Raw genomic sequence first — 12,800 nt, forward strand, 5'->3', positions numbered from 1 at the left:
ATCCAAAAGCCCCGATAAAATGACCGGCCCATGGTGGTGTCTGTCAGGCCAGCAGTTCTTTCAAGGTATAGAGCTTCAACAAGGCAGCAGGCGACTGGCGCGTAGCCAATCGTTCGCTGCCCAGCATGCGGGCAGCGACATGCGCCGCTGCAGACAGCGCCGGGTCCTGCACCAGACGCCAGGCGGCCAGACCCAGTTGGGCGGCCAACACAGCACGGTCCAGCAAAGGTTCTCGGGATTTTGCATCGGCCAACCAAGGAGTCGCCAAACGCCAGGCTGCATGGCATTCATGGCGCAGCACCACGGCAGCAGCAGTCAGGGATAAATCCGGCGTATTGGCCTCGCCCATCATTGCATACCAAGTACGCAATGCCCGGCCATCCACTGGGTCTACCGCACGCAGACAAAACAGGCGCACAGGCAAGGGGGTCTCACCCCGGGCCTGCAGGGTCACATCACCCAAGCCGGCCCACCAGGCCAGGCGCGATCCATCCAGCCCCCCCGGTGTCTGCAGATGGGCAAAGCATGCATCCTGCACAGGCTGCAGCATAAGCTGCTGCGCCGCCGCCGACACCACACAGGCCTCATCCTCCTGGAACACCCGGGCCCGCGCTCCGCAAACCGACACCCAGGAACGATCCTGGGCGCTGAGTGCTCGCAACAAGGCCTGACTGCCCCCTTCGAACACATGCCAAGGCGCCACAGCAGTCTGGCCGTCCGATTCCAGGATGATTTGCTCCATCAGCGCGTCTGCTGCGGCAGGCGCCAGAGCACAGGCACCTTGGGGGGAATACCAGCCATCGGCCATGCCAGCCTGCTGAGTCGTCGCTGCCAACGGGCGGCACTGCGCATCAAACCAGGCGGCACCAGTCCAGGCGCCGCGCCGACCCTGCCAAGACAGAGGCTGGCGATCATGCACAATCAGGGGCGTGGCATTACCCACGCCCGCATGGGCGACACGCCGTAAATGATCAATTGCATCAATGGCCGCCGGCAAATCCCCTTGGGCGCGGCTATGCCAGAGGTCATAGCCTTCAGCCAGCACCGGGTCCTCGTCCAACAGGGCTACGGCAGCCTGCAGCTCGTCCAACCCCAGAGAATCCCCCCCAGCCGACTGCGTCAGCAACTGGGGCAGCAACACTTGCTGGCGGCGGCGCTCTGCAGCCTGTTGGGGATTTTCATCAGGCTGGGCAATAGACAATAAGGCCGCCAGATCCGCCTCGGTGGGCGCAAATTGTGGACGTGCCGACTGCACTGGCGCCAGCGCCCGATCGACAAGTTCGGCTGCAGTCAGAAATAGCAGGTTTTCCGGGACTTTCTGTCCATTGGACACATAATGAATAGGCAGACGATAGCGAATCGCCGTATCCAACGCGGCCCCCAGGCTGGCGGCTTCATCGATTTTTGTGATGATGCAGCCCCGCAAGGGGGTGCCGCCGTCGCGCACATAAGATCGGGCAACTTCGTCCAGCGTATCGCCGTGACTGGAGGCATTCAGCGCCAACAGGCGTTCAACCCGCCGCCCGGCCCCGGCCAGCAGCGCGGCCTGGTCGGACACATAACGGTCCCGCTGACTGATGCCGACATTGTCGATCAGTACGGTTTGATCCGGCCGGACGGTATCCAGCACGCGGCGCAATTCGTGCACATCCTGCACGACATGCACAGGCACACGCATCATCTGGCCATAGATTTTGAGCTGTTCGTGGGCGCCGATGCGATAGGTATCGGTCGTCAGCAACACCAAGCTGCCTGGGCCGCTACGACGCACGCAACGCGCAGCGATCTTGGCAATGGTTGTAGTCTTGCCCACCCCTGTGGGGCCAACCAGGGCCAGCGCCAAGCCTGGCTGCCAGAGGGAGTCCTCGGAGGGCAGCACCGGCAGGTGCTTGATGAGTTCGCTGCGGGCCCACTGGACCGCAGCCCGCGTGCCGGAGAGTTCCGGTAGGGTTTTGATCATGGCGCGCAATAAGGTTGTGCTAAAACCAAAACGCAGCAGATTCTGAAACAGGGTGACCGCCTGGGGCGAGCTGCGCAGCTGATTGCCCCACAATAATTCATCAATACGGCCTTCGAGCGAGCCTTTGAGATCATCAATCAGGCCTGCCAAGGCGTCGCCGCCGACAGGAGAAGCAGCGGGGGCTTGCTGCGCCAGGGCTGCAGCCTGAGTATATGCCCCCGCGGCGGCGGCAGTCGTGCGGGGCGTATATTCGGCAGCCCCCGCAGGCGCCGTGGACTGGACTGCCATCGGAGGAGCGCTTGGCTGTGTGTCCTGGGCAGCATCCGGCAGAGAGGTTTCGTCCGTGGCCAGGATCTCGACCCCGCCATTGATGCGCTTATTGGAAATGATCAGGGCCTCGGAACCTAGGGCCAACCGGACCTGACGCATGGCCTCGCGGTTGGTGGCTCCGACAAAACGGCTGATTTTCATGCAGTACCCCCGCCGATGACCGCAGTCACACGGATCGTATGATCTTCAGGAATTTCGGCGCTGGAAAGCACCGCCATGTGCGGCAAATGATGGCGCAAGAAGCGCGACAACGAGGCCCGCAACACAGGCGGCACGACCAGCACCGGCGCATCCCCCCGGTCTTCTTGCTCTTGAACCAGACGCTGGGTTTCAGACAGCAGGTTTTCGGCCAGGCCAGGCTCCAGCGCCCCACTGCTGCCCAGGGCTTGCATCAGCACGCGCTCGAGGCGGGCATCCAGGCCGATGACGCGCAGTTCTTCGTCGCCTGAAAACCAATGCTGCACAATGGCGCGCCCCAACCCCACCCGCACCTGGGCCAGGAGTTCGTCCAGATTGGGGCCGGTGCCTGTGGGATTCAGGCTTGCCAGGCGTGGCGCATGTTCGGTGATGACCTCGAGGATGGTACGCATATCGCGGATAGGTACGTCCTCGTCCAGCAGGCTGCGCAGCAGATTTTGCAGTTGTGGCAGCGTAATGGTCTTGGGAACCAGGTCCTCGATCAGCTTTGGCACATCGCGGCCTACGTGATCCAGCAATTGCTGGGTTTCCTGGCGACCCAGGAGTTTTGCCCCATAGCGGTGCATCAGATGATTCAGGTGCGTGGCCACCACCGTGGCAGCATCAACCACAGTGTACCCCGCGACCTGGGCTTGTTCGCGTATCGAAGCATCAATCCAGACCGCCGGTAAACCAAAGGCCGGGTCTTTGGTGGGTGTGCCTTGCACCGGGCTGGTCACACCACCTGGATCAATGGCCAGCCACTGGCCTGTCTGGGCAATGCCTTTGCCGATTTCAACGCCAAACAGCAGGATGCGATAATCCGTGGGTTTGATTTCGAGATTGTCCCGGATATGCACGACGGGCGGCAAAAAGCCCATTTCCTGAGCGAATTTCTTACGCAGACTACGGATACGATGCAGGAGTTCACCGCTTTGCTGGTGATCAACTAAAGAGATGAGTCGATAACCGACCTCCAGCCCCAGCGGATCCACCGGCGAGACATCGTCCCAACTGGCCTCGGACGCGGCCGCCACCGCAGCGACCTGCTCTTGGTCAGGCTGGCTGATGGCTGAAATCAAGTCGTGCTGCTGGCGTTGATACAGCTTCCACCCCCCCCACCCGATCAGGGTCGCCAGCGACAAAAAGGCAACATGCGGCATATTGGGGATCAGCCCCATCAACCCCATGATGCCCGCCGTGATGAACAGCACGTTGGGGTTGGAAAACAGCTGACCGATCATTTGTTGGCCAACGTCCTGGTCGTTGGCCACGCGCGACACGACCACCCCGGCTGCGGTGGAAATCACCAATGCCGGAATTTGAGCCACCAGGCCATCGCCAATGGTGAGCAGGGTATACACATTACCGGCCTCGCCCAACGGCATATCGTGCTGAGCCACACCGATGATCAGACCACCGATAATATTGATCACCATGATCAGCAGGCCTGCAACCGCATCCCCTCGGACGAATTTACTGGCCCCGTCCATGGCGCCGTAGAACTCAGCCTCCTGGGAGACCTCGGCCCGGCGCTGGCGGGCTTCGTCCTCGCCGATCAGGCCAGCATTCAAGTCCGCGTCGATCGCCATTTGTTTACCCGGCATGGCATCGAGGGTAAAGCGCGCCCCGACCTCGGCAATCCGTCCGGCGCCCTTGGTGATGACGATGAAGTTAATGATGACCAGAATGATGAAAACCACCACCCCGACGGCAAAGTTCCCGCCCACCAGAAAATGCCCGAAGGCCTCGATCACCTGACCAGCAGCACCAGGGCCCTGGTGACCATTCAGCAATACCACCCGGGTGGAGGCCACGTTGAGCGACAGCCGCAACAAGGTGGCGAACAGCAATATCGATGGAAATGCAGCAAAATCCAGGGGTTTGCGGGTAAACATGGCCACCAGCAAAATCATGATGGCCAGGGAAATATTGAACGTAAACAGCAAATCCAGGATAAACGGCGGCAAGGGCAGAATCATCATGGCCAGGACCATGAGGATCAGCACGGGCCCCGCCAATAGGCGGGCATGGCCGAAGCCTTGGTTTTTCAGAAATTCCAGGAAGCTGTTCATGAGACAAATACGTGATCCGCATCAGCGCGATGCTGCGGGTCGAGTTCAGAGGGAACGTGCAGAGCGCTGGGCGCCTGCGGCAGTGTACCCGAGCCAGGCTGCCAAGTGCGTACCTGATAGACCCAGGCGAGAACCTCCGCCACAGCGGAATACAAAGCAGCAGGAATTTCGTGATTGATTTCCACATGATGATACAAGGCCCGCGCCAATGGGGGGGCCTCTAGCTGAGCAACCTGATTTTCCTGAGCCAGTTGGCGGATTTGAGCGGCAATCAAGCCTGCGCCCTTGGCCACCACCACGGGCGCCCCGCCCTGCCCTTCCTGGTAGCGCAAAGCCACTGCATAGTGTGTCGGATTAGTGACCACCACATCGGCAGTCGGCACCGCCGTCATCATGCGTCGACGCGCCATTTCGCGCTGCTGCTGGCGAATACGACCCTTGATGTGCGGGTCACCCTCGCTATCCTTGCCTTCTTGCTTGACGTCTTCCTTGGACATGCGCAGCTGTTTGGCGTGGTTATAGATCTGCCAGGGCACGTCGATCAATACCAGAATCAGCAGGGTAGAGGCCACCAGCAAACAGCAGAAGGCGACAAGCTCCAGGCCGCGCACCAGTGCCGCCGATAGCGCCATGCCCGACAGGGACAGCATTTCATCGATATGTGCAGCCAGAACCTTGACCGCCACAAAACCAATCAAACCGGCTTTGGCCAGGGTCTTGAGGAGTTCGATCAAGGTGCTTACCTGGACAAAGCGTTTCATGCCCTTCAGGGGGTTGAGACGCTCGAATTTTGGTTCCAGGGCCTGGCCCGAAAGCAGCAGGCCCCCCAGCGCAACCGACGATAGCACAGCCACCACCACCAGCAGGCCAAACACCGGCAGCATGATCAGCAGACCCTGCCAGGCTGAGTTGGCCGCATTATCCAGCATGACCTGAGTATCCCGCATGATGCGTGGATCAAAAGACAGGCCGTTATACAGCACGCCTTCAAGGGTGCGGTACATCTTCCCCCCCCCCGATCCAGATCATGGTGATGCCGCTCATGAGGGCCATAAACGTCCCTAGCTCGCGCGAACGCGCGACCTGACCCTCGTCGCGCGCCTTTTGCAGGCGCCGGGGCGAGGCAGGTTCGGTTTTTTCGAGATCGCTATCCTCGGCCATGCACGCAAATCATCGGCAACAGTGGGTGGGCCTGAATTGTAGCGGAATCAGGCGCAAACAAAATAGCCGATCAAGCTGCATTAGGCGTGATAATTCAGGGGCTTGCCAAGTTGTTTTGCCAGTTTGGCGGCCCCTGACGCATTGGCCGACTGCACAGCCTGCTCGTAGCGCTGATAATCCAACCCCAGACGCACAGCGCCCCAGCGTGTGCCGTTGAGTTCGACCGGAATGGACAAGTCCGTAATGATCTCGCCCGTGTCGCGCATATAAGTCTGGCACAGCACGCCAGCACGGTTGCGGATGGCGCCCTGACTGATCTGGTCATCGAACAGACGCTTATCGCGGCAGTTGGCGGTATCGTGGGCAAGTTCCCCTGTGGGGGGCTGGGAATAATGGCGGTTGTGGGTGGGCGCATAACCATTCATATCGATCAGTATCGCGTAAGACCCATGCGGTATCCGGCCCAACAGATCATCCAGCAGCTTCTGCAGATCCTGGTCGATTTTTTGATCATAAGCGACGTGGTAGCGCGGCGGCCGACTATTGGGAATCTGGCGATAGGTCCGATCAAAGACATCCAGGCCATCGGACTGGCTGCGTCGCAGCAAAGCCACGCACTGATCGCGCAATTGTTCCAGGCTGGTATCCAGAGCATCAAAAGGAGTATCGCCAGTGCGCCAGGCAGCCAGCATTTCCTGCAGACTTTCGGTCTGGTCGCGTACCCCGTGAACCTGATCCTGCATGGACTGCATGCGCTGGCGCAGCACGGCGCTGTGGTCGGCAATCAGCGCGATGGAACTGCTCATGTCCTGATTGGTTTGATTGGTCTGATTGACCTGATCAGCCACCTCATCCAATTGGGTACCCACTGCGGTAAGTTCCTGAACCAGTCGGCTGAACTGGCCGGAAAAATCCCCCACCAGGGTATCAGACGCCTGCATATCGGTGTGGATGGTGCGGCTCTGGCGCTCGGAATCGGACACCAGGGTAAGGATTTCGCCAGTCTGGCTGACGATATCGCCAGTGGCGGCATTGACTCGTTCGGCAAGCTTGCCGACCTCGTTGGCGACCACGGCAAAGCCTTGTCCAGCCTTGCCTGCGCGAGCAGCTTCAACCCCGGCATTGAGGGCCAGCAGATGGGTCTGCAAGGCAATGTCCTTGATCAGACGGCTGGTGTCCTCGACAGAGTGGGCCCGCTGGCTGAGCTGCGTAACCACCACGGAAAAGGCCTGCATGCGCTCAGTGACGCGCACCACCCGCTGCCGTAGCTCTTGCAATTGAGCCTGCGTGACATGCAGGTCATCGAGCTGGCTGCGAAATACCTGGGCGGCACTATTGACGGTGTCGCTGGTTTGTTGGGACAGGCTGGCAATCTGGATGCCCTGGGCGGATAGACTCTCGGCCTCGGCGGCCTGCTGCTGAGCCATGGCTTCGCATTCTTTGGTATGAGCCTGCAGCCGGGCGGCATTGATGGCAATGCGGATACTGGACTGACGCATGATGACCATGCGATCACGCAATGCCCCCAGAAAGGAGCTCACCGACCAAGCCGAGGGATTCAGGGTCCAGGCGCGATCATGCAGCGTGGCACGCCCCAATCGCAATTGTCCCAGGAGACGCCCCAAGCCCAGATACCGTGTGCGCGTGCCCATGTGTCCCCCTGCGGCTGACGAGCCGACTAGTCAGTGTGATATGAAATCTTACTGACTCTACGTTTTAACCGCAGGAGTAGATTTTGTCATCATGGGGAAAGCCCCGACCTCCGCCATCAAAACCCAAGGCTGGACAGCAGATCGTCGACCTGATCCTGATTGGCGACCACATCGTTCTTGCCCTCTGCATTGACCACCGGACCATTGAGCAGAGTCTTGGTTTCCTCGCGCTTTTCGGCCGGAACGCTATCGATCAGAACCTGGACCAGTTCGGATTCGATGGCGCCAATGACCCCCAGCATCCGCATAATGACCTGACCAGTCAGATCCTGGAAGTCCTGGGCCATGATGATATCCATCAGGTTGTTTTGCGAGGCCTGGGTCTTTTCGGGGACGCTTTTGATAAAGGCCCGGGTATCGTCCACCAAGGCGCGCGCATGATCAAGCTCGACGGGGTGCTCGAACCAATCCTGCCAGCGGGCATCCAGTGCCTTGGCATCTTTTTCCATGGACTCTTGCCAGGGCTGGACTTCTTCGGCTGCATTCAGGACGCGATTGGCGGCCTGTTCAGTCATCTTGGCGACATAATGCAGTCGATCACGGGCGTCGGGAATGGCATGGGCAGCATCCTTGATAGCCTGATCCAGCCCCAATTCGCGCATGTTTTCGCGCAGGGATCGCGTCAGTTGGGCGATGCGATGGATGAGATCCATCGGCGCCGTCTGAAGGTCGGGATTATTGATCGAAGATTGTTCTTCCGCCATGGTTCGCCTCTTAGAGTTTTTCGAAGATCTTATTCAGCTTTTCTTCGAGGGTAGCTGCAGTAAAGGGCTTCACCACATAACCGCTGGCCCCGGCCTGAGCCGCTGCGATGATGTTTTCTTTTTTGGCCTCGGCGGTGACCATCAGCACCGGCAAATTGGACAGGCTAGGGTCGGCGCGAATATTCTGCAGCATGGTCAGACCATCCATGTTGGGCATATTCCAGTCAGACACGACAAACTCAAAGCCCCCATTGCGCAGTTTTTCCAGGCCCTGGGCTCCGTCTTCGGCTTCGTCGACATTTTCATACCCCAGGTCCTTGAGCAGGTTCTTGATGATCCGACGCATGGTCGGAAAGTCGTCGACAACCAAGATTTTCAAGGTTTTTTGAACCACGGATTACTCTCCAGTCTATAAATCGGGCGGGATTGCTACACGCCCCCGCAAAGGTTCAGACACGATGCCCGTAAGCACCGGCACTTTTTAAAATACGTTCACTGATTTCGTCCAGAGGCACCGCTTCTTCGGCAGCACCGATCAGCAAAGCCTCACGCGGCATGCCAAAGACGACACAACTGGCTTCGTCCTGGGCAAAGGTGCGCGCACCTGCCTGACGCATGGCCAACAAGCCCTGCGCACCGTCTTTGCCCATGCCGGTCAGTATCACCCCCACGGCATTTTTGCCGGCCACCTGAGCCGCCGACTGAAACAAGACATCCACCGAAGGACGATGGCGGTTGACAGGGTCCGAGTATTCAAGCTTGACCACGTAGTTGGCCCCAGAACGGGCAAGCTTCATGTGAGCCACCCCACCGGGTGCCAAATAAACGTGGCCAGGCAATACCCGCTGGCCGTCCTCGGCCTCGTGCACGTGCACAGCACACAGGCCATCAAGACGTTGAACAAAGGATTTGGTGAAACCCGCCGGCATGTGCTGGGTAATCATGATGGCCGGACTATTGGCGGGCAAGGGCTCCAGCACATGACGAATGGCCTCGGTGCCTCCGGTGGAGGAGCCGATCATGATGAGTTTTTCGGTGGTGGAGAAATTACCGGCCAGGCGCGGCCGCGCCGGCGCATCATCGGCATGTGCAGACCGAGGCCGCAAACGCGCGTGGGCAGCCGCACGGATCTTGTCGGCAATCATGTCGCTGTATTCCAGCAGGCCATCGCGTAGACCGAGTTTCGGCTTGGTGACAAAATCAACAGCGCCCAATTCAAGCGCCCGCAAGGTGACCTCGGAGTTACGTTCAGTCAGCGATGAAACCATGACCACGGGCATGGGACGCAGGCGCATCAGGCGTTCGAGGAAATCCAGGCCATCCATGCGTGGCATCTCGACGTCCAGCGTCAAAACATCGGGATTATGCTGTTTGATGAGTTCACGGGCAATCAACGGATCGGGTGCCGTGGCCACCACATGAAGATCGGGCTGCCCATTGATGATTTCAGTCATTAAGCTGCGAACCAATGCAGAGTCATCCACACATAAAACAGTGATTTTTTTACTTTCAGCCATATCAACAAGCCCTGTGGTCACGCCAGCGTGTACACCGTCTGGCCCTGCAGCCGCAGGGATTTAGTCAGGTAAGTGAAATTTTCGGAATGGCCGGCAAACATTAGCCCGCCGGGTTTGAGCAACGGCGCAAAACGCTCGAGAATTTTAGCCTGGGTGGGCTTGTCAAAATAAATCATGGTGTTGCGGCAGAAGATGGCATCGAACTTTTGATTGATCGGCCAACTGGGCGCCACCAGGTTCAATTCCTCGAAGGTCACCAGATTGCGGATCATGGGTTTTACCATAGCCATCCCAGACTGGCGACCCGTGCCGCGCAAAAAATAGCGACGCAAAAATTCTGGCGGGATGGGCTTGATGCGATCCAGCGTATAGACAGCCTTGCGGGCCTGTACCAGTACCTGGGTATCAATATCCGTGGCCAGCACCGAAATACCCACATCCGACTGCCCGCAGGCATCGTGCAGCGTCATGGCGATGGTATAGGGTTCTTCTCCGGATGAGGAGGCACAGCACCAGACCGAAATGGGCTTGCGCCGGGTACGGACAAAATCAGCCAGGATTTGAAAATGATGCTGTTCACGAAAAAATGCCGTGTGATTGATGGTGAAGGCGCTAATGAAGCGATCCCATTCTTCGACCTGAGGGTTTTGCTCCAGGAAGCTGAGGTAATCGCGCACGGACTGGTGCCCCGAGTGCTGCGTGCGCAGCCCCAGGGTGCGCGCCGCCATGTCTTTTTTGTGGTCGCCCAAAACAATCCCGGCACGTCGGTGCAGAATCTCGACCACACGCGCCACATCCGCCGCATCGGCCTTGGGAAGGGCCTGCTGGGTAAAATACGAAACGGATGCAGAATCATTAATCATGTCGTGGACTTACCGCAAAGCCAGAGGCGCCGACGCAGCAGACGGGGCATACCCCAACTGGCCACCATAGGCATCAATGACCGAACCGCCCTCCTGGATACGAAACACGGCAACTGCGGCACTGAGGTGCTCGGCTTGATCCTGCAAGGAGCCCGCCGCACTGGCGGCCTGCTGAACCAGTGCCGCGTTTTGCTGTACGACCTGATCCATGTCGGTAACAGCAGCATTGATCTGACCAATGCCATCAGCCTGTTCACGCGACGCAGAAGAAATCTCGTTCATGATGGCAGTAACCCCCTGCACGGAGCGAACGATTTCCTCCATGATACGTCCCGCATCCTGCACACGCTCCGAGCCCTCGTGGATGTGGACGACGGAATCATCGATCAGGACTTTGATTTCCTTGGCTGCCTGGGCGCTGCGCTGCGCCAGCGAACGAACCTCGCCAGCCACCACGGCAAAACCCTTGCCTTGTTCGCCAGCGCGGGCTGCCTCGACGGCGGCATTAAGCGCCAGGATATTGGTCTGGAAGGCAATGCCGTCGATGACAGAAACAATTTCGGCGATTTTGCTGGAACTGCTGGTAATGCCGGCCATGGTTTCCGCCACGCTGCTGACCGCCGTCCCGCCACGCTGGGCCACATCGGCGGCGGTCTTGGCAAGCTTATCGGCTTGTTCAGCGTTATCGGAGTTCTGGCGCACCGTGCTGGAGAGTTGCTCCATGCTGGCAGCGGTCTGTTGCAGGGATGCGGCCTGCTGCTCAGTGCGGCTGCTTAAGTCGGTATTGCCCGCAAAGATCTCGTGGGAGCCTGTGCGAATTTCGCTGATTCCGCTGCGCACCTGAGCCACCATTTGCACCAGGCCGTCCTGCATGCGCTGCATGGCCAAATACAGCACACCAATTTCATTGCGCGAAGGCACCTGGATATGAGCCGTCAGATCCCCCGCAGCGATGCGATCGAAATGCTGGGCAGCCAGGCGCAAGGGGCGTAAGACCACGCGCTGCAGAAACAGATACGCCGCAATGGCAAACAGCAGGGCTACCACCATGGATGTGACGACGATCATGGTTACCCAGTACAAATGGGTGTCCTCGGCCTGGATCGCCTGCTGGACACGCTGGTGCTGGCTGACGTCCAGTGCCTCGTAGGCCTGGGTAAATTGCTTTTCAGCCGGATCGAGCTGTGATTTTTGCAAGGCCTGGTATTCGTCGATATTGCCGGACTTCAAGGCAGCCAAGACGCTGGGTATTGCCTGGTCGATCAGTTGGGCATACAAAGCCTGGGTCTGGTCGGCACCGCTATCACCATCCAGATGGCTGGCGGCAGCTTCTTTGAACTGTGCCAGGCTCTGGCGGGCCCTTTGGAGGCTGGTCTCCGCCTGCGCAATCAGTGCCTGGGATTCATCGCTAAGGACAGCTGTGCTATCGCTGTCGGATTCGGCATTCCAGTTGGACAGGATGGCATTATTGGCCAAGTCGTTATTGACCACGATACTGGCCAGAACACGCCCCATCAGGATTCGAACATCCTGATACTGGTTCACGGCAGTATCCAGCACAGAGACGGCGCTTTGTTCATTGGCGGTGTGTTTCATGGCGTCGTTGTTCATCTTCAGGGACACCAGCCCCAACAACGCCCCGGCAACCAGCATGACAAAGAAAAAGATCAGCACCAGCAGCAAACTGGTGCGAACCTTCAGTGCGCCAAGCCAACTTTTTTTAGTTTCCTGCATGAAATCCAGATCCTAGGGATAGCGGTGACGATAGACGGAAGCGGTGAGCCGTGGAATCAGGCCACGGCGCTTTCGACCAGCGCCATTTCATCACTGGTCATGAGCTTTTCGATATCAACCAGAATCAACATGCGTTCGCCTACCGTACCGATACCCGTCAGGTGTTCGGTGGAGAAGGCCGAGCCAAATTGCGGCGCTGAACTGATCTGGGCGTGCTGGAGTATCAATACATCGGACACGCCATCCACCACCACCCCGACGACCCGGGAATTGACCGTCAGGATGACCACGACGGTCTGGGCGGTATATTCGACGTTTTCCATGGCGAATTTCATGCGCAAATCAACGATAGGCACAATCACACCGCGCAGATTGGTCACGCCTTTGATGAAAGACGGAACATTGGCTATGCGCGTGACAGTCTGGCTATCGTAGCCACGAATTTCCTGGACCTTGAGAATATCGATCCCGTATTCCTGGTTCGCCAAGGTGAAAATCAGAAATTCCTGGCCCTGAGTGTCTGCCTGGCCTGCAGAGACGTCGCTTAAGTTCATGGTGGCTCCGAGT

At 58.7% G+C, this 12,800-nt stretch carries 9 protein-coding genes and 1 pseudogene; all 10 read right to left on the reverse strand.

Going from position 1 to position 12,800, the window contains the following annotated elements; translation table 11 throughout:
- Nucleotides 1–43: 43 nt before the first annotated feature.
- On the reverse strand, nucleotides 44–2,431 hold the full coding sequence (gene flhF / locus VDP81_RS01915; RefSeq protein WP_322994678.1) for a flagellar biosynthesis protein FlhF: 2,388 nt from the start codon (nucleotides 2,429–2,431) through the stop codon (nucleotides 44–46).
- Entirely contained in the window at nucleotides 2,428–4,542 is a 2,115-nt protein-coding gene (flhA, locus tag VDP81_RS01920; RefSeq protein ID WP_322994677.1) for a flagellar biosynthesis protein FlhA, read from the reverse strand. The genes flhF and flhA overlap by 4 nt, the downstream gene beginning before the upstream one ends.
- A pseudogene (flhB, locus tag VDP81_RS01925) lies at nucleotides 4,539–5,703 on the reverse strand (flagellar biosynthesis protein FlhB). Before flhB ends, flhA begins: the two are co-directional and overlap by 4 nt.
- A gap of 80 nt (nucleotides 5,704–5,783) precedes the next feature.
- The gene (locus tag VDP81_RS01930; protein WP_323011384.1) at nucleotides 5,784–7,355 is read right to left on the reverse strand and encodes a methyl-accepting chemotaxis protein; all 1,572 of its coding nucleotides are present in this window, start codon (nucleotides 7,353–7,355) and stop codon (nucleotides 5,784–5,786) included.
- A 116-nt stretch (nucleotides 7,356–7,471) separates the two neighbouring features.
- The gene (gene cheZ / locus VDP81_RS01935; protein ID WP_323011385.1) at nucleotides 7,472–8,119 is read right to left on the reverse strand and encodes a protein phosphatase CheZ; all 648 of its coding nucleotides are present in this window, start codon (nucleotides 8,117–8,119) and stop codon (nucleotides 7,472–7,474) included.
- A 10-nt stretch (nucleotides 8,120–8,129) separates the two neighbouring features.
- On the reverse strand, nucleotides 8,130–8,513 hold the full coding sequence (gene cheY / locus VDP81_RS01940; protein ID WP_322994673.1) for a chemotaxis response regulator CheY: 384 nt from the start codon (nucleotides 8,511–8,513) through the stop codon (nucleotides 8,130–8,132).
- A gap of 55 nt (nucleotides 8,514–8,568) precedes the next feature.
- Complete coding sequence (locus VDP81_RS01945) at nucleotides 8,569–9,636, reverse strand: chemotaxis response regulator protein-glutamate methylesterase (RefSeq protein WP_322994672.1); 1,068 nt, start codon at nucleotides 9,634–9,636, stop codon at nucleotides 8,569–8,571.
- A 17-nt stretch (nucleotides 9,637–9,653) separates the two neighbouring features.
- The gene (locus VDP81_RS01950) at nucleotides 9,654–10,499 is read right to left on the reverse strand and encodes a CheR family methyltransferase (protein ID WP_323011386.1); all 846 of its coding nucleotides are present in this window, start codon (nucleotides 10,497–10,499) and stop codon (nucleotides 9,654–9,656) included.
- A 9-nt stretch (nucleotides 10,500–10,508) separates the two neighbouring features.
- Nucleotides 10,509–12,233 carry a methyl-accepting chemotaxis protein gene (locus VDP81_RS01955; RefSeq protein WP_323011387.1) on the reverse strand — a complete coding sequence of 575 codons (1,725 nt, stop codon included), beginning with the start codon at nucleotides 12,231–12,233 and terminating at the stop codon, nucleotides 10,509–10,511.
- A gap of 56 nt (nucleotides 12,234–12,289) precedes the next feature.
- The gene (locus VDP81_RS01960) at nucleotides 12,290–12,787 is read right to left on the reverse strand and encodes a chemotaxis protein CheW (protein ID WP_322994669.1); all 498 of its coding nucleotides are present in this window, start codon (nucleotides 12,785–12,787) and stop codon (nucleotides 12,290–12,292) included.
- Nucleotides 12,788–12,800 lie beyond the last annotated feature (13 nt).

Origin of the sequence: Castellaniella sp. (genome assembly GCF_034675845.1) — a bacterium.
Lineage (GTDB): Bacteria > Pseudomonadota > Gammaproteobacteria > Burkholderiales > Burkholderiaceae_B > Castellaniella.

Coding starts and splice junctions, on each gene's coding strand:
- flhF (WP_322994678.1), bottom strand. CDS start 2,431: ATGAAAATCAGCCGTTTTGTCGGAGCCACCAACCGCGAGGCCATGCGT.
- flhA (WP_322994677.1), bottom strand. CDS start 4,542: ATGAACAGCTTCCTGGAATTTCTGAAAAACCAAGGCTTCGGCCATGCC.
- VDP81_RS01930 (WP_323011384.1), bottom strand. CDS start 7,355: ATGGGCACGCGCACACGGTATCTGGGCTTGGGGCGTCTCCTGGGACAA.
- cheZ (WP_323011385.1), bottom strand. CDS start 8,119: ATGGCGGAAGAACAATCTTCGATCAATAATCCCGACCTTCAGACGGCG.
- VDP81_RS01945 (WP_322994672.1), bottom strand. CDS start 9,636: ATGGCTGAAAGTAAAAAAATCACTGTTTTATGTGTGGATGACTCTGCA.
- VDP81_RS01950 (WP_323011386.1), bottom strand. CDS start 10,499: ATGATTAATGATTCTGCATCCGTTTCGTATTTTACCCAGCAGGCCCTT.
- VDP81_RS01955 (WP_323011387.1), bottom strand. CDS start 12,233: ATGCAGGAAACTAAAAAAAGTTGGCTTGGCGCACTGAAGGTTCGCACC.
- VDP81_RS01960 (WP_322994669.1), bottom strand. CDS start 12,787: ATGAACTTAAGCGACGTCTCTGCAGGCCAGGCAGACACTCAGGGCCAG.